Annotated in this window: 16 protein-coding genes; 7 read left to right on the plus strand and 9 right to left on the minus strand. The window is 70.5% G+C overall.

The genetic code is table 11. The features are described 5' to 3' along the window. Positions 1-193: 193 nt before the first annotated feature. Together PV396_RS35780 and PV396_RS35785 are read right to left on the minus strand one after the other, a co-directional pair. Positions 194-559 carry a hypothetical protein gene (locus PV396_RS35780; RefSeq protein ID WP_319211876.1) on the minus strand — a complete coding sequence of 122 codons (366 nt, stop codon included), beginning with the start codon at positions 557-559 and terminating at the stop codon, positions 194-196. A gap of 449 nt (positions 560-1,008) precedes the next feature. Then, the gene (locus PV396_RS35785) at positions 1,009-2,205 is read right to left on the minus strand and encodes a helix-turn-helix transcriptional regulator (protein WP_319211878.1); all 1,197 of its coding nucleotides are present in this window, start codon (positions 2,203-2,205) and stop codon (positions 1,009-1,011) included. A 590-nt stretch (positions 2,206-2,795) separates the two neighbouring features. On the opposite strand from PV396_RS35785, the gene PV396_RS35790 reads away from it, so the two are divergent. After that, positions 2,796-5,063: a M4 family metallopeptidase gene (locus PV396_RS35790; RefSeq protein ID WP_319211880.1), complete on the plus strand. Its 2,268-nt coding sequence runs from the start codon at positions 2,796-2,798 to the stop codon at positions 5,061-5,063. An 89-nt stretch (positions 5,064-5,152) separates the two neighbouring features. On the opposite strand, the gene PV396_RS35795 is transcribed toward PV396_RS35790, so the two are convergent. The 7 genes from PV396_RS35795 to PV396_RS35825 all read right to left on the minus strand — a co-directional run bounded on the left by PV396_RS35795 (position 5,153) and on the right by PV396_RS35825 (position 18,090). Then, positions 5,153-5,665, minus strand: a complete 513-nt coding sequence (locus PV396_RS35795) for a DUF1990 domain-containing protein (protein ID WP_319211882.1) — start codon at positions 5,663-5,665, stop codon at positions 5,153-5,155. 143 nt (positions 5,666-5,808) lie between these two features. Continuing rightward, positions 5,809-7,470, minus strand: a complete 1,662-nt coding sequence (locus tag PV396_RS35800; protein ID WP_319211883.1) for a M4 family metallopeptidase — start codon at positions 7,468-7,470, stop codon at positions 5,809-5,811. A 269-nt stretch (positions 7,471-7,739) separates the two neighbouring features. Then, positions 7,740-9,821 (minus strand): M4 family metallopeptidase, encoded by a 2,082-nt coding sequence (locus tag PV396_RS35805; RefSeq protein ID WP_416071533.1) that lies wholly within the window; start codon positions 9,819-9,821, stop codon positions 7,740-7,742. A gap of 229 nt (positions 9,822-10,050) precedes the next feature. Beyond that, positions 10,051-11,847, minus strand: a complete 1,797-nt coding sequence (locus PV396_RS35810) for an ABC transporter ATP-binding protein (RefSeq protein WP_319211885.1) — start codon at positions 11,845-11,847, stop codon at positions 10,051-10,053. Between the two features lie 236 nt (positions 11,848-12,083). Further along, the gene (locus PV396_RS35815) at positions 12,084-13,874 is read right to left on the minus strand and encodes an ABC transporter ATP-binding protein (protein WP_319211886.1); all 1,791 of its coding nucleotides are present in this window, start codon (positions 13,872-13,874) and stop codon (positions 12,084-12,086) included. 107 nt (positions 13,875-13,981) lie between these two features. After that, entirely contained in the window at positions 13,982-15,898 is a 1,917-nt protein-coding gene (locus tag PV396_RS35820; RefSeq protein WP_319211888.1) for an ABC transporter ATP-binding protein, read from the minus strand. Further along, positions 15,895-18,090 carry an ABC transporter ATP-binding protein gene (locus tag PV396_RS35825; RefSeq protein ID WP_319211889.1) on the minus strand — a complete coding sequence of 732 codons (2,196 nt, stop codon included), beginning with the start codon at positions 18,088-18,090 and terminating at the stop codon, positions 15,895-15,897. The genes PV396_RS35820 and PV396_RS35825 overlap by 4 nt, the downstream gene beginning before the upstream one ends. Before the next feature lie 182 nt (positions 18,091-18,272). Between PV396_RS35825 and PV396_RS35830 the strand changes: the two genes are divergently transcribed. From PV396_RS35830 to PV396_RS35855, 6 genes are all read left to right on the plus strand, one after another. Further along, entirely contained in the window at positions 18,273-19,178 is a 906-nt protein-coding gene (locus PV396_RS35830) for an ABC transporter ATP-binding protein (RefSeq protein ID WP_319211890.1), read from the plus strand. Further along, positions 19,175-19,942 carry an ABC transporter permease gene (locus tag PV396_RS35835; RefSeq protein ID WP_319211892.1) on the plus strand — a complete coding sequence of 256 codons (768 nt, stop codon included), beginning with the start codon at positions 19,175-19,177 and terminating at the stop codon, positions 19,940-19,942. Before PV396_RS35830 ends, PV396_RS35835 begins: the two co-directional genes overlap by 4 nt. Before the next feature lie 125 nt (positions 19,943-20,067). Next, the gene (locus PV396_RS35840) at positions 20,068-21,300 is read left to right on the plus strand and encodes a sensor histidine kinase (protein ID WP_319211931.1); all 1,233 of its coding nucleotides are present in this window, start codon (positions 20,068-20,070) and stop codon (positions 21,298-21,300) included. Continuing rightward, positions 21,290-21,925 carry a response regulator transcription factor gene (locus tag PV396_RS35845; RefSeq protein WP_319211894.1) on the plus strand — a complete coding sequence of 212 codons (636 nt, stop codon included), beginning with the start codon at positions 21,290-21,292 and terminating at the stop codon, positions 21,923-21,925. The genes PV396_RS35840 and PV396_RS35845 overlap by 11 nt, the downstream gene beginning before the upstream one ends. Positions 21,926-22,052: 127 nt before the next feature. Next, on the plus strand, positions 22,053-22,376 hold the full coding sequence (locus tag PV396_RS35850; RefSeq protein ID WP_319211933.1) for a hypothetical protein: 324 nt from the start codon (positions 22,053-22,055) through the stop codon (positions 22,374-22,376). Then, the gene (locus tag PV396_RS35855) at positions 22,373-23,026 is read left to right on the plus strand and encodes a GNAT family protein (protein WP_319211895.1); all 654 of its coding nucleotides are present in this window, start codon (positions 22,373-22,375) and stop codon (positions 23,024-23,026) included. Before PV396_RS35850 ends, PV396_RS35855 begins: the two co-directional genes overlap by 4 nt.

Consider the following 23,026-nt stretch of genomic DNA (forward strand, 5'->3'; position numbering starts at 1 on the left):
TAGTCGCGATGCTCTCGAAATTGGCCAAAGGCTTCGCCGGAGGGCCGAGGGTGATCATTCTGAACTGTCGGAGGTTGCGCCATTTGAGCGTGTTCCTGGAACAGGCCGCTTGGTCTACCGGAGATTTCCGTTGCGGTTTGATCCGGCCGGGCGTGAGGGACGCCGACCGGAACGGGAGATTGCAACGGGGCTGTCAGCCGAGCGGAACGCGGGCAGGGCTGTCCCGATCCTCGTCCCCGTTCTCCAGGTCGTCCAGAGTGTCGAGGTCGTCGTAGGCGGGTGCGGGCAGGCGGGCTCCCCGGCTGACCGCGATCCGGTGGACGTTCGTCAAGGCTTCGGTCAACTGGACTGCCAGCAGGTGCAGTTCGCCAGGCGTCCACTGGCGGCCGTCCAGAGTGTGCTGTGCCTCCTGAACGAGTTCACCGGCCAGGCCGAGTTGTGTTGACTCCATGTTGTCCGCGAGGCGTGACAGGTATCCGGTCCCGTCGCCTGCGAGGTAACAGGGTTTTCCTTCCGGCCCGGCCCAGGGGAGCAGGCGGATCTCATTCCTGAGGGTCATCAGGCTCGGACCTCCAGGCTGCGGGGCAGCAGAGGGCCAGTGTCGACTCCGTGTACGGTCGGCCGCAGCGCGCGCCGTGGGGCCCGCCGACGGCACTGTTCCCGCTGGTCGTGTGCGGGCAGGTACGAGCAGTCCTGTCCGGTGTCCTCACGATGTGGCACCGGGGCAGCAGCGACTACGTCTGGCAGACGTTCAGTAGATGCCTCCACAGCAGGGAGAGCAGAACGGGGATCCGGTGTGCGGTGGCGACCCGGTGGGGGCCATAGCAGCCGTAGCAGTGGTTCGAAGATGTGGGTGATGCAGTGCAGCACTTCGGAGCTCCCTACCGGCGTTGGCCACGCTCCGGGACGGTTCGCCCGGATAACGCGTGTCCTGACTGAGCGTCAGCCTGCCGACCGGCGATGCCCAGCAGTTGCACCGAGAGGTGCAATTCCTGGCGCCGAAAGCTGCTATATGCCGACCCACTCCGCGTACTGCGCCAGCGAGCTGTTGCGCGTCCGTTCCTGTCGCTTGAGGGCCAGGACGGTGTCCCGTACGGTCGGGTGGTAGCGGGTCTGCTGCGGCGCGATGCGCCGGGCCTGGACCAGGCAGTCCAGCGCTTCCTCCGGGTGGCCGGCCCAGGCATGGGAGCGGCCGAGGTCCATCCAGTGGTGCCCGGCCCGGGAGCGGGTCCAGCCGCGCGGGATACGTACGTGCTCGGCGAGTTCGATCGCGCGCCCGAAATCGTCAGCCTCCGAGGCGATGGCCACGGCATGCACACCTACGTTCACCGGCCCCCAGGTGACGCCGAAGTCCGGCAACTCGCCTGTGGCCTGGGAAAGGGCACGAGCCTCGGCCAGGCGGGCGTCAGCATGATCCCTGTCCTTCATGCGGCCCGCGATGGTCGCGGCGCGCAGGTGCAGCATGCCCCTCATCGCCTCGAGACCCGCTGGGCGACGTGATTCCTGGCCTTCGAGCTCCCGCAGACCTTTGTCGACCACCCGCAGCCCCACGTCGTACCGGCCGGACGACATCGTGGTCTGCGCGCGCAAGAAAGCATGCATGGCGGCCAGCCCCGGTTCATCGGCGCGCGGCGCGGTCCACGCCAGCCGGTCCAGCGCGACGGTCGCCAGGTCGAGGAAGCCAAGCTTCCACGCCACGGTGAACACGCAGCGGAAGGTCTCCGCCAGACATTCGTATGCCAGCCGCCGTTCTTCCCCGGTACTGGTGTGCACCGTCTGCACCGACTCGTCGATCAGCACAGGCAGGTCGCGCACCATGTCCGTGTACTGCGCCTGACGGCGCTGCTCGAGAGCCCGCTGGACATCCGTCCAGACCAGTGCGGCCGGGCGCGGAGCGGTTTCCCAGTCCAGAGCGATGTCCCAGTTCTCCAGCGCCTCACGAATCGGCTGGATCAGGGTGTCCATGCGGTCGCGCCGCAACTCCTCGGCGTACGGCTGCCCCAGCAGCTCGGACGTCGAGACGCTCAGCGCACGGGCACAGGCAGCAACAAGAGCCGGGGAAGCGGCCTTCTGCCCGCACTCCACCTTGGACAGCAACGACTTGGACACGTGGGCCCGCATCGCCAACCCCTGCTGCGTCAGGCCGCGCTGCTTCCGGATGCGGGCGATCCGAGCGCCAGTGTGCTCCTCAATGCTCTGCGACACGGCGAACTCCGTTCTGCGGCAACACTCAGACGGTACCCCGGCAGTCCGACCCCGGACGGGCCGAACAACGATCACCTTCGTCGTACAGCAGCGGCCGAGGCGAGGTAGGGCGGTGCCGCCAGTCATCGGCGGCCATGGGTCTCCGCGAGGCGCTTTGCGGCTCTCGCCCAGTTAGCGCCATGAACAGTGTCTCAACTCCGCTGCCGTGTAGGGGCGTTGTAGTCCATAGGCAGAAAGTGGCCAAAGAGCCCGGCGAGGGTATGTTGCCGCCACGTAAAGCCGCACGTGATCTAAAGTGTGCGAAGGGTAATGGGAGCGCTCCCACTATCCGGATTCCGGACAACGATCCCCGGAGACGGTGACAGAAGCCCCCGTCGGCTGGAACGATCTTCTCAACGCCCCGGGCGTTCCCCCCATGCACATCTCCTCAGTGGAGGCCATTGCTGTCCTCCGTCCTCATTCTCACCGGCTGCCCAACGCGCAGTCGGGTACAAGGAGTTGCAGCAGTGTCGAACAACTCACCTGCCCACGGGGCGACTTCGTCGCAGGGTTCCCCTCCCTCCCGTCGTGGCGCCCATGTTCGCCGACGTATGTCGGGGATCGCGGTCGCCGCGATGGCCGCGCTGCTCGGGTCGGCGCTTCCCGCTTGGAGCGTGGCCCCGGCGGCGGACGGCGTGGATCGGGCGCCCCGGCAGATCGCAGCGGAACCCAGACCGGGTGCCAGAGCTGTCCAACTGGGCTCCGCCGAGCGGAAGATGATGCTCGAGGCGGCGGCCGACGCGGGCGGTGTCACCGCCCGAGCGCTCGAACTGGGCCAGCGGGAGGCCCTGATACCCAAGGACGTCATCAAGGACGCCGACGGCACGGTGCACACCCGCTACGAACGCACCTTCGCCGGACTGCCCGTGCGCGGGGGCGACTTGGTGGTGCACGACCGTGCCGGCTCCCGTACGGTCACCAAGGCGTCGCAGGAGGCGATCTCCGTCCCGACGACCGCCGCGGCCCGCTCCGCCGGCGAGGCGGAGAAGTCCGCTCTGGCCGTCGCGAAGCGGGAGGACACTCGCGGGGCGGCCTCGCAGGGGCAGTCGCAGCTGGTCGTCTGGGCGGGGGACGGCGACGCCAAACTGGCCTGGGAAAACGTTGTCATAGGTGTGCGGGAGGACGGGACGCCAAGCCGTCTCCAGGTCCTGACCGATGCCGCGACCGGCGCTCAGCTGGCGAGCCACGAGGAGGTGCAGAGCGGTGAGGGGATCAGCCGGTACAACGGCCGCGTCCCGATCGGCACCGTACGGAACAACGGCGTCTTCGAGCTGACCGACCCGCAGCGCGGCAACCACCAGACGTTCGACGCGAGCGGGACCTTCGCCAAGGGCACGCTGGTCACCGATGACGACGACGTCTGGGGCGACGGAACGGCGTCCCACCGTCAGACGGCGGCCGTGGACGCGGCCTACGGCGTCGCGAAGACCTGGGACTTCTACCACGACCGGTTCGGCCGCAACGGGATCGCGGACGACGGACGCGGCGCCTACTCCCGCGTGCACTACGGCGTCGGATACGCCAACGCCTTCTGGCTCGACGAGTGCTTCTGCATGACCTACGGCGACGGACGCACCAACGACAGGCCGGTGACCGAACTCGACATAGCCGGCCACGAGATGACGCACGGCGTCACCTCCGCCACCGCCGGCCTGGTGTACTCCGGTGAGTCCGGCGGGCTCAACGAGGCCACCAGCGACATCATGGGCACCGCCGTCGAGTTCTTCGCGAACAGCGCGGGTGACAAGCCCGACTACCACATCGGTGAACTCATCGACCTCCGCGGTACCGGGGAGCCGCTGCGCTTCATGGACCGGCCCTCCAAGGAGACCAACGCCGCCGGTACCTCCCAGGACTACTGGACAGAGCAGACCAAAAAGCTCGACCCCCACTTCAGTTCCGGCATCGGCAACCACTTCTTCTACCTGCTCGCCGAGGGCAGCGGGAAGAAGACCATCAACGGCGTCGAGTACGACAGCCCCACCCACGACGGTCTGCCGGTCGCCGGCATCGGTCGGGAGAACGCCACCAACGTCTGGTACCGGGCGCTGACCCGGTACATGACCAGCACCACCGACTACGCGGGAGCCCGCACGGCCACCCTGCAGGCCGCGGCCGACCTGTTCGGTGCCTCCACCGACGCCTACGAGGCCGTCGCCAACGCATGGGCCGCGGTCAACGTCGGGCCGCGCTACGTCAACCACATCGCCGCCGAGGCCCCCTCCACCCGAGCCGTGGCCGTCGGCCAGTCGGTCGCCCGGCAGATCAAGGCGACCACCACGCGCCCCGGCGCTCTGACCTACTCCGCCACGGGTCTGCCCACCGGCCTGTCGATCGACCCCGGCACCGGACTGATCTCCGGGACACCGACCGAGGCCGGCGACTTCGCGACGACCATCGTCATCAGGAACTCCGCAGGGGAGAAACTGACTCTGCCCTTCGTCTGGCCCGTGTTCGGCTCCGGCGGTGGCTTCTTCATCAACCCCGCCCGGTACGACATCCCCGTATGGAAGTCCGTCGAGTCCCCGCTCACCGTCACCGGGCGAGAAGGGAACGCGCCGCGTGATCTGCGGGTGACGGTCGATCTGGTGCACATGTTCATCGGCGGCCAGATCATCGAACTGGTCGCCGAGGACGGCACCGTGGTGCCGGTGAAGGACTTCGTCTGGGACATGGGAACGGAACTGCACCAGACGTTCACGGTCGACGCCTCGGCACTCCCCGCCAACGGCACCTGGAAGCTCCGAGTCACGGACAACACCCCGGGCATCTTCACCAACGAACCGGGCTACCTCGACAGCTGGAGCCTCACCTTCTGAGCCCGCTGGGCCCCAACTGCCCGCCCCACCACTGACACCGCCGCGCCGGGAAGCCATCCCGGCGCGGCGGCGTCAGTACGCTCGTACGCTCAGTCCTCCCCGTACTCCCCGCACAACCGCCGCAGCACCACCCCGCACCGTCGCGCGTACGCGTGCTGCAGGCCCCGGGTCGCCGGGCCGGCCGCTCTGGAGTACCACTTCGCCGCCTTGCTGAACGCGCTGACCGTCAGCCATACCGTGCCGTCGCCCGTGCGGTCGACCACGAAGGATTCCTCGCCGCACTCCGGGTGGCCGGCCAGGGTGCCGTACGCCCAGCCCGCGCGGCGGGGTTCCTCGGTCGTCCAGACGACGCGGCAGGGGGCCTTGATGAGGCCCGCGAGGGTGACCGTGACATCGACGTCGGGGGCCGCCCGATCGGCGGTGGCGTCGATGCCCACGCCCATCGCGCGGTGCATCTCCCAGGTGAGTACGGCCTCGGAGGCGCGTCGGAAGACCTCTTCGCCCTCGCCGATGCGGGTGCGTACATGCAGGTGGTGGAAGCCGGGCGGACAACGGAAGCCGCGCTCGCGGGTCGCGCCGACCTCCGCGTACGTGAAGGACATGGGACCCAAGGGTAAGGCGGGGGGTGGGCACACTTGTGCGGCGGGGGGCGCGAGGGGGATGTGCGACGACGGGGCGGTCCCCGGAAATGCCTTCGTTCCGGGTACCGCCCCGCCTGTCACTCACCGCTCGTACTGCTCATGCGTCACGCCTTGACGTTGACCGCTGCCCAGGCCGCGTTCACCGCCGCGTACTCCGTGCTGCTCGCGCCGTACAGCGCGGAGGCCGCCGACAGGGTCGCCGTGCGGGCGCCCTTGTAGTTGGTCGTCGACGTCATGTACGTCGTCAGCGCCTTGTACCAGATCTGGACGGCCTTGGCGCGGCCGATCCCCGTGACCGTGGAGCCGTTGGACGTGGGGGAGTTGTAGCTGACCCCGTTGATCGTCTTGGCGCCGCTGCCCTCGGAGAGCAGGTAGAAGAAGTGGTTCGCGGGGCCCGACGAGTAGTGGACGTCGAGGTTGCCCAGGGTCGAGGACCAGGCGTCCTTCGAGCCGCCGTCCTTGCTCGGCTTGTCCATGTAGCGCAGCGGCGAGCCGTCGCCGTTGATGTCGATCTCCTCGCCGATGAGGTAGTCACCGACGTCGGAGGCGTTCGCCGCGTAGAACTCGACGGCCGTGCCGAAGATGTCGGAGGTCGCCTCGTTGAGGCCGCCGGACTCGCCCGAGTAGTTCAGGCCCGCCGTGTTGGCGGTGACGCCGTGGGTCATCTCGTGGCCGGCCACGTCCAGCGAGGTCAGCGGGTTGACGTTGCCCTCGCCGTCGCCGTACGTCATGCAGAAGCAGCTGTCGTCCCAGAACGCGTTGACGTACGCGTTGCCGTAGTGGACGCGGGAGTAGGCGGCGACGCCGTTGTTCTTGATGCCGGAGCGGCCGAACGTCGCCTTGTAGAAGTCCCACGTCTTCTGCGCGCCGTACGCGGCGTCGACGGCCGCGGTCTGGTCGGTGGTCGAGCTGGAGGCCGCGCCGGTGCCCCAGGTGTCGTCCGCGTCGGTGAACAGGGTGCCGGCCGACGAGCTGGTGGCGTGCGCCTTGTTGTACGTCTTGTGGCCGCCGCGGGTGCCGTCGGTCAGCTGGTACGTCGAGCCCGACAGCGTCGTGCTCAGGGCGACGGTGCCCGAGTACAGGCTCTTGCCGGTGCCGGTCTCGATGCCCTGGTACTCGTACAGCTTCTTGCCGGTGGCCGCGTCGGTGATGACGTGCAGCTCGTTCGGGGTGCCGTCCTCCTGGAGGCCGCCGACGACGGTCTCGTAGGCGAGGGTCGGGGTGCCCGAGGCGGCCCAGATCACCTTGCGGGGGGCGTTGGACGCCGCCGACTTGGTGGAGCCGGCCCGCTTGGCGAGCGTGACGGCCTGCTTCTCGACGGCGGCCGTGGTGACCTCGGGGGTGAGGTCGGCGACCTTGATCGCGGCGTTGTGCGCTCTGGTCACGCCCTTGGTCGCGCCGGCCGCGCTCTCGTGCACGACGAGGTCGCCGCCGAGGACCGGGAGGCCCGCGTAGGTGCGCTCGTAGCGGGTGTGCAGGGTGCCGTCGGCGTCCTTGACGACGTCACGGACGACGAGCTTCTCCTGGGCGCCGAGGCCTATCTTCTCGGCGGTCGCCGGGGCGTCGGCGGCGGCTTCCTTGATGAGGGCCGTGCGCGTGGCGGGGGACAGCGTCATCGGTACGGCGGACGCCCTGGCCTGGGTCCCGGCCGGCTCGCTCTCCGCGGCGGCACCGGTGGTCAGACCGGTGGTGATGAGGGCTCCGGCCGCGACGGCGGTGGCGATGGCCAGAGTGGTGCGCTTGTGACGCGCGTAGAGGGGGGTCACGCGGACTCCTTTGTGGGGGTTCCGGACGGCCTTGGGGTGATCGCCCGGAGGGGGTTGTGGAACTGGAGTGCTGTTGCGGCGTGCGGTGGAAGAGTGACATTGAGGGCGCGTACATGTCAGGACCCTCAAGTGATGTTGGCTGAAATTCGACTACGAGACGAATGTTGCGTGAATGTAAAGCGCCGCCCCGGTGACTTGGTCCACCGGGACGGCGCCCTGCGCTTACGGGTCCTGAACGCTGCTCGAACAGACCCTTAACCGCTGTGTGTTCAGGCCGACGGGAAGGTGATCTTCCAGCCGTTGATCCTTCCGGTGTCCTGCGCCGCCCTGTCCTGGACCCTCAGCTGCCAGGTCCCGTTGGCGACCTCGGAGGAGGCGTTGACCGTGTACGGCTCGGTCACGTTGTCCGCCGAGTCCGAGGAACTGAACGGCTTCAGGTTGTAGACCGAACCGTCCGGCGCCACCAGGTCGACGACCAGGTCACCGCGCCAGGTGTGCGTGATGTTCGGCGTGACCACCAGGTTGCTCGGCGCGTTGCCGGTGATGCCGGTGACCGCGAGCGAGGACGTCACGGCCGCGCCGTTGTCCGGAATCGATACGGCGGTCGCGGACTCGAAGGAGGTGCCGGTGCCACCGCCACCGCCGCCCGGACGCGTGCCGACGTTGATACCGGCCCAGGCGTTTGCCACGGCCGTGTACTCGGCGCTCGTCGTGCCGTACAGCTCACCGGCCGCCGCGAGCGTGCCGGTGCGGGCCCCCGCGTAGTTGGTGTTCGTCGTGAACTTCGTGGTGAGCGCGCGGAACCAGATCTTCTCCGCCTTGTCCCGGCCGATGCCGGTCACCGGCAGCCCGTCCGAGGTGGCCGAGTTGTAGCTGACGCCGTTGATGGTCTTGGCGCCGCTGCCCTCGCTCAGCAGGTAGAAGAAGTGGTTCGCCGGCCCGGACGAGTAGTGCACGTCGATCGATCCGATACCCGAGTACCAACTGTCCTTGGACGAACCGTCCTTGCTCGGCTTGTCCATGTAACGCAGCGGCGTGCCGTCGCCGTTGATGTTGATCTCTTCGCCGATGAGGTAGTCACCGATGTCGGAGGGGTTGTTGGCGTAGAACTCGACGGCGGTGCCGAAGATGTCGGAGGTCGCCTCGTTGAGGCCGCCGGACTCACCCGAGTAGAGCAGGCCCGCCGTGTTGGCGGTGACGCCGTGCGTCATCTCGTGGCCGGCCACGTCGATCGAGGTCAGCGGGTTGGCGTTGCCCGACCCGTCGCCGTACGTCATGCAGAAGCAGGCGTCCTGCCAGAACGCGTTGACGTACGCGTTGCCGTAGTGGACGCGGGAGTAGGCGGCGACGCCGTTGCCCTTGATGCCGGTGCGCCCCTGGACGTTCTTGTAGTAGTCCCAGGTGAGCGCCGCGCCGTAGTGGGCGTCGGCGCCGGCCGACTCCAGGTTGGACGCGAGACCGTTGCCCCAGACGTCGTCGGCGCCCGAGAAGAGCGTGCCGGTGCCGGAGGAGCCCCGGTTGAGGTTGTACGTCTTGTGGCCGCCGCGCGCGCCGTCGGTCAGGTTGTACGTCGAACCCGACTGCGTGGTGGTGAGGTCGACCGTGCCGCTGTACACCGTGTTGCCGGTGCCGGTCTCGACGCCCTGGTACTCGAAGAGCTTCTTGCCGGTGGCCGCGTCGGTGATGACGTGCAGCTCGTTCGGCGTGCCGTCGTGCTGGAGACCGCCGACGACCGTCTCGAACGCGAGCACCGGGGTGCCGGAGGCGGCCCAGACGACCTTCCTGGGCTCCTTGCTCAGCTTCGGGCTCTTCGACTCGGCCTTCGCGGCGGTCAGCGCCTGCTGCTCGGCCTTCGCGACGGGCAGTGAGGCCGTCGTCGTCGCCACCTTGATGGTGGCCCGCGTGGCCTTCACGACGCCTTCCGTGGCACCCGACTTGGCGGTGTCGACCACCAGGTCGCCGCCCAGGACGGGAAGTCCGTCGTACGTGCGCTCGTAGCGCGTGTGCACGGTGCCGTCGCCGTCCTTGAGGACGTCACGGACGACGAGCTTCTCCTTGGCGCCCAGACCGAGTTCCCTGGCCGTCTCCGCCTTGGTGGCGTTGGCGTCGGCCAGCAGCGCGGCGCGCTGGGCGGGGGACAGCTTGACGGACTCCGCGCCCGGTATGACCTTTCCCGCGGCCGACGGTGCCTTCTCCGGGGCTGCGGTGGCGGCACCGGACTGAACTGCCGCTGCCAGTAGGGCGGTTACCGCGACAAGGGCGCCGGCGGCGACCCGTCGCTGAGTGGAGCGGTCGAACTGGGTGGTGGGGGAGGGGGCGTGGGGGGCACGTCTGTGGGGCTGGCGTCTCAACACTGACTCCTTCTGCTTGACCGCCGGACCGGCGGCCAGGGGGGACCGAACGGTGGTCGTCCGTCCGGGGCAGAACAGGTGCGTGCGGATGCGCGGCGAAGAACACAGCGAAGTCACTGTGGAGCCGCTGTGAAGGTGCCGTGGGAAGACTGGCAGGCGGGACGCGTGCTGTCAGGACCGCGTCAACAAGTTGGCTGGAAAAGGTTCGTTGACCGGTTGGTCATGTTCGCTATACGGGCCATTCATTCTTTTGCAACGAACCGATCTTTTCTGTTGAAGTCGGTTGCGACTCCCCGTGCCACGACCGCCACAGCGCCGCGTACGCCCCACCCGCGGCCACCAGCCCCTCGTGCGTGCCGAGTTCGGTCAGCCGCCCCTCCTCCATGACGGCCACCCGGTCCGCGTCGTGCGCGGTGTGCAGCCGGTGCGCGATCGCGATCACCGTCCGCCCCTCGAGTACGGCGGCCAGCGCGCGCTCCGTATGACGCGCGGTCGTCGGATCGAGCAACGCGGTCGCCTCGTCCAGGATCACCGTGTGCGGATCGGCCAACACGACGCGCGCCAGAGCCAGTTGCTGGGCGGTCGAACCGTCGGTCGACTCCCCGTCCGGACCGAGCCCGGTGTCCAGCCCGGCCGGCAGCCCGCGCGCCCAGTCGGCGGCGCCCACGGCGGCCAGCGCCGCCCACAACTCGGCGTCCGTGGCCGCCGGTTCGGCGATCAGCAGATTGTCCCGGACCGTACCCAGGAAGACATGGTGCTCCTGCGTGACCAGCACGACCTGCCGCCGCAGCTCCTCCGGCCCGAGCGAGGCGATCGGCACGCCGCCCACGGTCACCGTGCCCGAACGCGGCTCGCCGATCCCCGCGAGCAGCCGGCACAACGTCGTCTTGCCCGCCCCCGACGGCCCCACCACCGCGAGCCGTTCACCCGGCCGTACCGTCAGATCGACCCCGCGCAGCACCTCGCCGCCACGGTCGTACGCGTACCGCACACCGGCCACCTCGATCAGGTCACCCACCGGCACCGGCGAGGCCTCCGACCCGCTCTTCGGCGCCCGCCCGAGCCCCTCCACCCGCGCGAACGAGGCCCCACTGGACTGCAGTTGCTCCATCCACGTCAGCACCTCGTCGAGCGGCGCCTCCAACTGCCGCAGATACACGGCCGCCGCCACGACCGCGCCCAGACTGACCGCCCCCTGCCCGTGCAACACGCCGCCCACCACCAGCACGACGACCACGGGAAGGACGTACGACACCTCCACCGGCGGGAAGAACACCGTCCGCAGATACAGCGTGTGCAGACGCCTGCGCCGGGATTCGTCCAGCGCCTCCCGGCTCACCGCGACCCGCCGCCGAGCCAGCCCGAACGCCTCGACCGTGCGCGCGCCCGACGCCGTCGCGGAGAGAATTTCGGCCACTTCGGAGTTGGCGGCACCCTCCGCGAGGTACGCGGCGCGGGCCCGGCGCAGATACCAGCGCAGCGCGAACCAGATCCCGGTCTGGGCCACCACCGCCGACAGCCCGAGCAGCGGGTCCAGCGCGAACACCGCGCCGATGATGAACAGACACTGCACCGACGCGATCAGCAGTTCCGGCCCGGCATCGCGCAACGTTGTGCCGACCGTGCTGACGTCGGCCGTCCCCCGGGCCGTCAGATCACCGGTCCCGGCTTGCTCCACCACCGACGCGGGCAGCGCGAGCGCCCGGTCCACGAACTCCTCCCGCACCCGCGAGAGGGTCCGCTCCCCGAACCGGTACCCGACGTACCGCGCCCAGCGCGCCAGCAGCAACTGGGCCACCGCACACACCACGATGACCAGCCCGAGCCGGTCCACGACCGAGACCCCGGCACCCGCCCGCACCTCGTCGATGATCCGCCCGAGCAACCAGGGCGCGACGAGCCCGGCACCGGCGGCCAACGAGTTGAGCAGCAGCAGCGCGACAAAGGCCCGCCCATCGGCCCGAACCAGCCGCACGGCGGCCCGCCGGACGTCGGCGGGGGTGGCGACGGGCAGTTGGGTGCTCACCTGGTGAACTCCTTGATGTGGGGCGGTGTGTTGTCGGTGACCGGGCTGAGGGGCGACCTGGGTTTCGCCCCCGCCGCCCCTACCCGTCCCATCCTGTCCCTGGGGGCTGCGCCCCCAGACCCCCCTTTTCGGCCCTGAAGGGGCCTCGTCCTCAATCGCCGGACGGGCTGGGTGGTGTGGGCCGGTGTTCTCAATCGGCGGACGGGCTGGAATTGCGGGCCCGGGTTGGTGGGCGCTCAGTGGACCGGATCCTCGATGCTCTCCCGGCCCTCTTCGCCCACCAGGTCCCGCACAGGCCGCTCGTCCGCCTCGTCCGTGTCGTCCGCGTCGCGGGCCACCAGGGACCGGTATCCCGGTTCCTCCGCGAGCAGGCGTTGGTGGCTGCCGGTGGCCGCCGTCTTGCCGTCGACCAGGTAGTAGACGGTGTCCGCCCGGTCCAGCATCAGCGGTGAGGTGGACGCCACGACGGTCGTACGGTCCGGGCGCTCGCCGCGCTCCGCGCGCAGCCGGTCCGCGACGGCGGCCTCGGTGTGCGCGTCCAGCGCCGACGTCGGCTCGACGGCGAGCAGCACCTCGGGGTCGGCGAGCAGCGCCCGCACCAGCCGTACGCGCTGCCGCTGCCCGCCGGAGAGGTTGCGGCCCTGCGCGTCGATCGCCGAGTCCAGCCCGTCCGGCAGCCCGAGGACGATGTCGTCGGCGACCGCCGCCCGTACCGCCCGCGCGATGGCCTCCTCGTCGTACTCCCCACGCCCGGAGACCAGTTCGCGCAACGTTCCGGCGAACAGGTCGGCCTCGTTGTCGGCGACCAGGATGCGGGCGCGCACCTGGGCGAGGGCGATCTCGTCGAGCCGTACGCCGCCCCAGGTGGCCGCCGACGGCGTGAACCGGCCGAGCCGGTCGACGACGGCGACGGCATCGGCGGGCCGGGCACCGGCGAGCGCGGTCAGCCGCCCCGGTACGACGCGCACGCCGGAGTCGGGGTCGTGCAGCGCGGCGGGCGACCCCGGCGCGTCCAACCCCTGCCCGTCGCTGTCGTCGTCGGGGTCGAGGGCCAGGAACCGTACGACCCGCCGGGCGGCGACCAGAGCGCGGCTGATCTGGAAACCGCACTCGATGAAGAAGGCGACCGGCACGATCAGTACGGCGACATAGCCGTACACCGAAACCAACTCGCCGATGGATATGGCCCCTTGGGCGGCCAGCCGGGCCGCGAGCCAGGTCACCAGGGCGAGGAACAGCGTCGGCAGCCCGAGGCCGAGCGCCTGGATCCAGCTGCTCACCGCCCCGACCCGGTACCCCTGTTCCTGGAGGCGGCGCGAGTCACGCCGGAACGCGTCGGCGAACAGCCCTTTGCCGCCCAGCCCGTTGAGGACGCGCAGTCCGCCCGAGAGGTCCCCGATCCGGGCGGTCAGGACCCCCTGACGCTCCCGGTACGACGCCTCCACTCCCTGCAGCCGGCCGAGCAAGGGCCCCACGAGCAGCGCGACGACGGGCACACCGAGCAGGATCACGGCGGCGAGGGTCGGCGACACCGACAGCAGCAGTACGGCGACCACGCCGTAGGAGACCATCGCGCCGATCCCGGGTCCGACGAAGGTCAGCGACTGGGCGATCGTCGACACGTCACCGACGCCGATCGTGACGACCTCCCCGGCCCCGACCTGCCGGGGCAGCGCCGCTCCCAGCCGCACGGCCTGCCCGATCACGACCTTGACCGTACGGAAGTTGGCGTCCATCCGGACCCGGGTCATCGTGCGGTGCCGGATGATGCTCAACCACGCGTTGAACGTCCCGGCGGCGAGGAGCGCCCCGGCCCAGCCGACCAGCACGGCCTGGTCGCCCGGTTCCAGACCGTCGTCGACGGCCCGGGACAACAGATACGGCGACAGCGCCATCAACGTCGTCCAGACACTGCCGAGCAGCGCCCCCATCGCACACCGCTGCCATTGCTGCCGCACAAGCCACAGCAAATAGCGGCCGGCGCCACGGGAGTCGGGCGTGCCGGGATCCTCGTACGCGTCGATCATCTGTCGGAGGCTACCGAGGGTGAGGGCGGGTTGCCCATCGGATTACCGGACCTACCAGGTGTAGTCCGCCGACCGCTGATCCCTCGCGGAACCCACGGCTCACGCACTCACGCCAGACTGTCCCGCCACGCCCGGTGCAGATCCGCGAACCGGCCCGTGCCGGCGATGAGTTCGGCCGGGGCCCCGTCCTCGACGACCTGCCCGTGTTCCATCACCAGCACCCGGTCGGCGATCTCGACGGTCGACAGCCGGTGGGCGATCACGACGGCTGTACGCCCGTTCAGCACCGTCGACATCGCCCGCTGTACGGCCCGTTCACCCGGGATGTCGAGCGAGCTGGTCGCCTCGTCGAGGATCAGCACCGCCGGATCGGCAAGCAACGCCCGCGCGAACGCGACCAGTTGGCGCTGCCCGGCGGAGATACGGCCACCTCGTTTGCGTACGTCCGTGTCGTAGCCGTCGGGCAGGGCGGTGATGAAGTCGTGCGCGCCGATCGCCTTTGCCGCCCGCTCGATCTCCTCGCGCTCGGCGTCGGGGCGGCCTATGGCGATGTTGTCGGCGACGCTGCCGGAGAACAGGAAGGCCTCCTGCGTCACCATCACGACCCCGCGCCGCAGGTCGGTGCCCGACAGGTCGCGCAGGTCGACACCGTCGAGGCGGACCTGGCCCTCGGTCGGGTCGTAGAAGCGGGCGAGCAGCTTGGCCAGGGTGGACTTGCCGGCGCCGGTCGAGCCGACGACCGCGACGGTCTGCCCGGCCGGCAGGGTGAGGTCGAAGCGGGGCAGCACCTCGCCGCCCGTGCGATAGGCGAATCGGACCCCGTCGAAGACGACCTCGCGACCCGGGTGCTCGGACTCCCGTACCGGAAGCTCCCGTGGAACCGTCGGCTCCGGGACGGACGGCTGCTGGGCGAGGAGCCCGGAGATCTTCTCCAGGGAGGCGGTCGCCGACTGGTAGGAGTTGAGGAACATGCCGAGCCGGTCGATCGGGTCGTACAGCCGGCGCAGGTACAGCACGGCGGCGGCCAGCACACCCAGCTCCAGCGAGTCGTCCGCGACCCGGTGGGCGCCCCACAACACCATCGCCGCGACAGCGGTGTTGGCGACGACCCGGGAGCCGACGACGTATCGGGCCATCTCCAGGATCGCGTCGCCGTTCTTCCGCTCGTGATGCCGGTTGAGGGTCTCGAACTCGGCGTCGTTGACGGCCTCGCGGCGGAACGCGCGCACCGGCCGGATGCCGTTCATCGTCTCGACGAACTTGACGATGACGGCGGCGATCGCGGTGGACCGCAGCGCGTACACCTTGCCCGCCCGGCGCTGGTAGAGCCGGACGAGAAGGTAGAGCGGCACGAAGGACGCGATGGCGAGCGCGCCGAGGTTCAGATCCAGCCACAGCAGCAGGGCCGAGATGTAGGCGAAGGACAGGGCGATGGTGACGAGTTCCTGGAGCCCGTCGTTCAGCAGTTCGCGCAGTGACTCGACGTCCGCCGTGGAACGGGAGATGAGCCGGCCCGAGGTGTAGCGCTCATGGAAGTCGAGGCTGAGCGCCTGCGCGTGCCGGAAGATCCGCCCGCGCAGATCGAGCAGCGCGTCCTGACTGACGCGGGCGGCGGTCGAGATGAACCAGTACTGCAGCCCGCCCGAGGCCAGCGCGCAGAGCAGATAGCCGACCCCGACGGCGACGAGCGGTCCGTTGTCGTGGTCGCGGAAGGCCGGTACGGCCCGGTCGATGGCGTACGCGACGAGCAGCGGGCCCGCCTGGACGGCCGCCTGCTGGAGCAGCAGGAGCACGGCGGTGAGGGCGACCCGGCCCTTCATCGGGGCGAGGAGGGAGCGCAGCAGGCCTGCGGTGGCGCCCTTGGGGGTGGGCAGGTCGTCCTGGTCGAACGGGTCGCCGGGGGCGGGGGAGGAGGGGGTGGGGGGTTGGGGTTCGGTGGGGGTGGCCCCGGGGGTCCGCTCGGCGTCCGGCCTGGTGGGACGGTCGTCGTCGGGGGTCGGCGCGGTGGTCATGGGCGCCGTCATCGGGCGGCCTCCTCGAAACTGTCGGTGCCGTGGGGGGAGCCGGCGTTGTCGTGGTCGGTCTGCTCGTCCGCGCCGGCCATCAGCCAGGCGTACTCGGCGTTCGTCCGAAGGAGTTCGTGATGGGTGCCCACGGCGGCGATCCGGCCGCCGGAGAGCAGAGCGACGCGGTCGGCCAGCAGGACCGTGGACGGGCGGTGCGCCACGATCAGGGCCGTGGTGTCGGCGAGGACGCGGCGCAGCGCGGCCTCCACGGCGGCCTCCGTGTGCACGTCCAGCGCGGACAGCGGGTCGTCGAGGACGAGGTAGCGAGGCTTGCCGACAACCGCTCTGGCCAGCGCGAGCCGCTGCCGCTGGCCGCCGGACAGGCTGAGGCCCTGCTCACCGACCTGGGTGTCGGCCCCCTGCGGGAGCGAGTGCACGAAATCGGCCTGCGCCACGGAGAGCGCGTGGCGCAACTCGGTGTCGCCCGCGTCTTCCCCGGCGCCCATGAGGACGTTGTCGCCGACGCTCGCCGAGAACAGCGTGGGTTCCTCGAAGGCGACGGCGACCAGGGTGCGCAGTTCCTCCCTGGGCAGGGCGGAGATGTCGTGCCCGTCGAGGGTGATACGCCCCGAGGTCACCTCGTGGAGGCGGGGGACGAGCGCCGTGAGGGTGGTCTTGCCGCTGCCGGTCGTACCGACGAGGGCCATGGACTCGCCGGGGCGGATGTGCAGGTCGACATGGTCGAGGACGGGCGGGGAGCCGACCGGCGCGTCGGGATACCGAAAGGAGACGCCGTGAAACCGCAGCCCACGACCAACACCGGCCGCACCGTCCGGGACAGGGCCCGAACTCTGCCCGACCTCCCCGACGACTACCCGAGCACCGACCTCGGCACCTTTCCCGACGCCTGCCTGGGCGGCGCCTGCTTCGGTGTCCTTGGCGACGGCTGCGCGGGTGTCCTCCTTGAGGCTTTCTCCGGCGTCTGTCTGGGCGTCGGCCGTGGTGCCTTTCCCGGCTGCTGCCCCGGTGAATCTCCCGGCGCCTGCCTCGGCGTTCTCCCCGCCGGCCTTCACCACGCCTGCCTCGGCGGCCTTCCCGGCTGCTGCCCCGATGCCCTCTCCGGCGCCTGCCTTGCCGTTCTCCCCGGCGGCTGCCCCGATGCCCTTCCCGGCGCCGGCCTCGGCGTCTGCCCCCGCGTCCTCCGGTGCCTCGTCCATCACCTCGAAGTAGCGTTCCGTGGCCGTGGCCGCGTCCTGGCTCATGGCGAGCAGGAAGCCGATCGAGTCGACGGGCCAGCGCAGGGCGAGGGCCGTGGACAGGAAGGCGACCAGCGTTCCCGCCGACAGGTCGCCGTCGGCGACCTGCACGGTACCCAGCACCAGCGCCGCCCCGATCGCCAGCTCCGGCAGCGTGACGATCGCCGCCCAGATCGCCGACAGCAGCCTGGCCTTGTGCAGTTCGGTCCCGCGCAGTGTCCGGGACAGCTCACGGAACGCCCGCGCCTGGCTCCGGTGCCGCCCGAACCCCTTGATGATCCGGATGCCGAGCACACTCTCCTCGACCACCGTCGTCAGGTCACCCACCTGGTCCTGCGCCCGCCGGGCCACCAGGTGGTAGCGCCGCTCGAAGACGATGCACACGGCCAGGACGGGGACGGCGGGCCCCAGGATGACCAGCCCGAGCGACCAGTCCTGGACCAGCATGATGATCACACCGGCCAGGATCGTCACCGCGTTGACGAACAGAAACGTCAGCGGGAAGGCGAGGAACATCCGCAGCAGCTGCAGGTCCGACGTCGCCCGGGACAGCAACTGACCGGACGGCCACCGGTCGTGGAAGGCGACCGGCAGCCGCTGGAGCCGCCGGTACAGAGCCGACCGCATCGACGCCTCGACCCCGGCCAGCGGCCGGGCCACCAGCCATCGCCGCAGCCCGAACAACAGTGCTTCACCGAGCCCGAGCAGCAGCAGCCACAGCGCCCCGAGCCACACACCGCGCGAGTCGTGGTCGGCGACCGGCCCGTCCACCATCCACTTCAGGACGAGGGGGAACACCAGCCCCATGCCCGACGCGAGCACGGCGACAAAGGCCGCGACGAACAGCCGTGCGCGCACCGGCCGCACATAGGGCCACAGCCGCAGCAGAGTGCGTACGGCGGAATGGCCGGCCTGGGTTTCGGGATCCTTCGCGGTTGCATGTGTAGTGGACATCAAGGCGAGCCTACGGACCAGCACTGACAGTGCCTACCCGGTTTTGGCCCGAACCGGGTCGGCCGAAGGTCCTACGACCTGCGCGTTCGAGGGGTCGTACGCGCGCATCAACCGATCGGCTGATGCCGCTGCGAGCGGGTCGGCCGATGTGCCGGAGTGCTCCGCGCCGCGACGCTGGTCGCATGTCCGTCATCGAAGTGAGCGAACTGCGCAAGTCCTACGGCGGCCGGCCCGTCGTGGACGACATCACCTTCGCCGTGGAGGAGGGCGAGATCTTCGGCATCCTCGGCCCCAACGGCGCCGGCAAGACGACCACCGTCGAATGCGTGGAGGGCCTGCGCGTGCCCGACGCGGGCCGGGTCCGGGTCACCGGCCTCGACCCGGTCACCGACCACGAGGCCACCAGCCGGGTCCTGGGCGCCCAGCTCCAGCAGAGCGAACTGCAGGCCAAGCTGACCGTCCGCGAGGCCCTGGAGCTGTACGCCGCCTTCTACCCCCGCCCGGCCGACTGGCGCCCGCTGGCCGAACGCCTGGCCCTGACCGACCGTCTCGACGCGAGGTTCGGCAAACTCTCCGGTGGCCAGAAACAGCGCCTGTTCATCGCGCTCGCGCTCATCGGCAACCCCCGGGTCGTCGTCCTCGACGAGCTGACCACGGGCCTGGACCCGCGCGCCCGACGGGACACCTGGCAGCTCATCGAGGACGTACGGGAGAGCGGGGTGACGGTCCTGCTGGTCACCCACTTCATGGAAGAGGCCCAGCGGCTCTGCGACCGGATCGCCGTGATCGACAAGGGGCGGATCGCCGCCCTGGACACCCCGGCCGGTCTGATCCGCCGCTCGGCGGGCGCCACCATGATCAGTTTCACACCCTCCGCGCCCCTGCCCGAGGAGGCCCTGAGCGCGCTTCCCGCGCTCGCCTCGGTCGACTACCGGGACGGCCGCGTCACCCTCTCCGGCACCGACGAGACCGTCAACGCCGTCATCACCCTCCTCGCCCGAAGCCATGTCACCGCGCACCAACTCCGCGTCACCGACGCCACGTTGGACGACGCTTTCCTCGACCTCACCAAGGAGGACGCGGCATGAGCGCCACGCCCGCATCGGTCACGTCCGCCGCCGGCACCGCCGTTCTGAGGACCGAGGTACGCCTCTTCCGCCGTGAACCCGGCGCCCTCTTCTGGATCCTGCTGTTCCCGGCCCTCCTCCTGGTGATCCTCGGCTCGATCCCCTCGTTCGGCGACCCCCAGGCCGACCTGGGCGGCCTGCGCACGATCGACGTGTACGTGCCGGTGGCCGTGCTGCTCGGCCCGATCGTCGGCGGCCTCCAGTCCATGCCGCAGACCCTCACCGGGTACCGCGAGCGCGGCATCCTGCGCCGGATGTCCGCCACCCCGGTCCGCCCGGCCGCCCTCCTCCGGGCGCAGATGCTGGTGTACGGCGGGGCCGCTCTCGCGTCGTCGCTGCTCGCCCTCGCGGTCGGCCGCCTCGCCTTCGACGTACGGCTGCCTCGTCAGCCCCTCGGCTACGCCCTGGCCCTCGTCCTGACCGTGCTGGTCGCCCTCGCGCTCGGTGCCGTGATCTCCGCGCTGTCCCGGACGACGAAGGTCGCGGGGGCGATCGGGTCGGCCGTGTTCTTCCCGTCGATGTTCTGCGCGGGCGTGTGGGCGCCGGTGCAGACCATGCCGGACGTACTGGCCAGGATCGTCGGCTTCACCCCGTTCGGCGCGGCGGCCGAGGCGCTGAACCGGGCGGCGGCGGGGGACTGGCCCGGCTGGGTGCACCTGGGCGTGCTGGTGGCGTCGACGCTGCTGCTGACGGCGGGCGCCGCGCGCTGGTTCCGGTGGGAGTAGGGGAGGGCCGACGGTCCGTCCAGACTGGGGGAATGACCGCGGCGGACACACAGGCCGACACACAGGCGGGCCCACCGGTGGGCACACAAGCCGGCACACGGGTGGACACCCAGCTCGACCGTCGCATGGACCAACTGCACATCTGGGGGCCGTACGGGCTGCTCGGCGTCAGCTCCGTCCTCGCGGGCGTCTCCGCCGAGCTGGTCGACGGCCCCGTCCAGTGGTGGGCGGCCGGAGCCCTGGTCGGCGCCGCACTCGCCCTCCAGCTCTGGTGGCACGGCACCCGCTTCCGCCGGGCCGACCGCGGCCGGACCCCGTCCCCGGTCGGGACCGCGTACTACGTCGTCCGCTGGGCGATCGCCTTCCTGCTCACCTGGATCAACCCGTTCTTCGCGTTCTACGCCGCCACCGGCTACATGGACGCCGACGAGCTGATCCCGGGCCTGTGGCGGCGGCTCGGGCTGTTCGCCAGCGCGGTCACCGTGGCCGCCGCGCAGGCCGGCGGGCTGCCGTTCAACAGCGGGGGGCAGTGGGCGGCGTTCGCCGGGCTGCTGGTCGTCAACTTCGGCCTGCAGGCACTGGTCGCCCACGCCACCGAGCAGGAGGAGCAGCGCTCCCGCGACCGGGCCCTCACCATCACCGAACTCGAGCGCGCCAACACGGCGTTGCGGCAGGCCCTCGACGAGAACGCCGCCCTGCACGCCCAACTCCTGCACCAGGCAAGGGAAGCGGGCGTCGCGGACGAACGCCGTCGGCTGGCCGCCGAGATCCACGACACCATCGCCCAGGGCCTGACCGGGATCATCGCCCAGCTCCAGGTGGCGACGAACACCCCCGACCCGGCCCAGGCGCGCGACCACATCGACCGCGCCATGAAACTGGCCCGCCACAGCCTCGGCGAGGCCCGCCGCTCCGTACAGAACCTGGCCCCCGTGGCCCTGGAGAACGACGGACTGCCCCAAGCCCTGAGGAAGACCGTCGCCGAATGGGCCGAACGGACGGGCGCACGCGCCGACTTCACGGTCACCGGCCCGGCGGAGGACCTCCACGCCGAACTCTCGGCGACTCTCCTGCGCATCGCCCAGGAAGCCCTGTCGAACACCTCGCGCCACGCCCACGCGTCAAGGGTGGGCGTCACCCTGACCTTCCTCGGCGACGAGGTGATCCTCGACATCCGCGACGACGGCAAGGGCTTCGACCCGCTCGCCGTCCGCGAACGCACCGGCACCGGCGGTTTCGGCCTGGGCGGCATGCGCGCCCGCGCCGAACGCATCGCGGGCGCGCTCACCGTGGAGTCCGAGCCGGGCCACGGCACGGCGGTCTCGGCACGCGTACCGTTGGTCACCCATGACCACTGACGCACCCATCACCCTCCTGATCGTCGATGACCACCCCGTCGTACGGAACGGTCTGCGCGGCATGCTCGAATCGGTACCGGACTTCACGGTGCTGGCCGAGGCGGCGAACGGCGTGGAGGCGGTCGAACTGGCCGCCACGCTCGACCCCGACGTCGTCCTGATGGACCTGCGGATGCCGGGCGGCGGGGGAGTGGACGCGATCGCCGAACTGACCCAGCGCCGGTCCCGGGCGAAGATCCTCGTCCTGACGACGTACGACACGGACTCCGACACCCTCCCCGCGATCGAGGCGGGCGCGACGGGCTACCTCCTGAAGGACGCCCCGAGGGACGAACTCTTCACAGCGGTACGGGCGGCCGCCCAGGGCCGTACGGTCCTCTCCCCGGCGGTGGCCTCCCGCCTGGTCTCGGCGGTCCGCACCCCGGGCAACGAACCCCTCTCGGCCCGCGAACGCGAGGTCCTCGCCCTGGTCGCCAAGGGCACGTCGAACCGGGAGATCGCCCGCGTCCTGTTCATCAGCGAGGCCACGGTGAAGACCCATCTCACCCACCTGTACGGCAAGTTGGGCGTGAAGGACCGCGCGGCGGCGGTGGCGACGGCGTACCGGCGGGGAATCCTTAGCTGACCACAGCCCCTGATCCCGTCGACCCTGATCCCGTCGCCCGTAATCCCGTTGTGGGTCTTCGGGAGGCGGCCCTAAGGTCACACCCATGTCTTTACGTCTACGTATGCGTCAAGCCCTGCCGGACGCGATGCGCGCCCGTGACAAGGTCGCGGTGAGCGCCCTGCGTTCGACACTGGGCGCGCTGGACAACGCCGAGGCGGCACCCGTGGACGAAGCCGAACTTCGGGGCGTGGCCCTCGAGTTGTCCCCGGTGGGGGCCGGCGCCACCGAGGCGGAGCGGCGCGAACTGAGCGAACACGCCGTGGTGGAGGTCGTACGCGCCGAGGCCGCCGAACGACTGGATGCTGCGGACCGGTTGACCGCGCCCGCGCATGCCGACCGGGCCGAACGACTCCGCGCGGAGGCCGCCGTACTGCTCGGCTTCCTGGACAATCCCGGCACGGCCGGATGAGCTTCACACTGGCCGGACCGGTCCTGGAGGGCTCACTCGTCCGCCTGGAACCCCTGAACCACCGGCACGGGCCGGACCTCGCCGCAGCGGCGGAGGAGAACCGCGACTCGTACCGGTTCACCTGGGTGCCGTCGGCGGCAGAGGTCGACGGCTACATCGACGCCCAGCTCGCCCGCGCCGCCGCCGGGCAACTGGCCCCGTACGCACAGGTGGAACGGGCGTCGGGGCGCGCGGTCGGGGCCACGGCCTACTGGGACCCGCGCCTGTGGCCGGAGGGCGACGCCCTGTGCGCGATCGAGATCGGCTTCACCTGGCTCGCGGCCTCCGCCCAGGGCACCGGGCTGAACACCGAGGCCAAGTACCTGCTGTTCCGGCACGCGTTCGAGACCTGGGACGTGGCACGCGTCGACTTGAAGACGGACGCCCGCAACGGCCGTTCACGGGCGGCGATCGAAAGAACGGGCGCCCACTTCGAGGGCGTACTGCGCAACTGGTCCCGCTCCTGGGTGCCGGGCGAGGAAGGCCGCCTCCGCGACTCGGCGATCTTCTCGATCACGGGGGAGGAGTGGCCGACCTGCCGGGCGAACCTCGAGGAACGCCTCGCGAGGGCTCGGACGGCCGCGTCGAGCCCCGTCCGGACGGAGCCGTGA

This window comes from Streptomyces sp. ME02-8801-2C, assembly GCF_033793965.1.
In the GTDB taxonomy this organism is placed as follows: Bacteria; Actinomycetota; Actinomycetes; order Streptomycetales; family Streptomycetaceae; genus Streptomyces.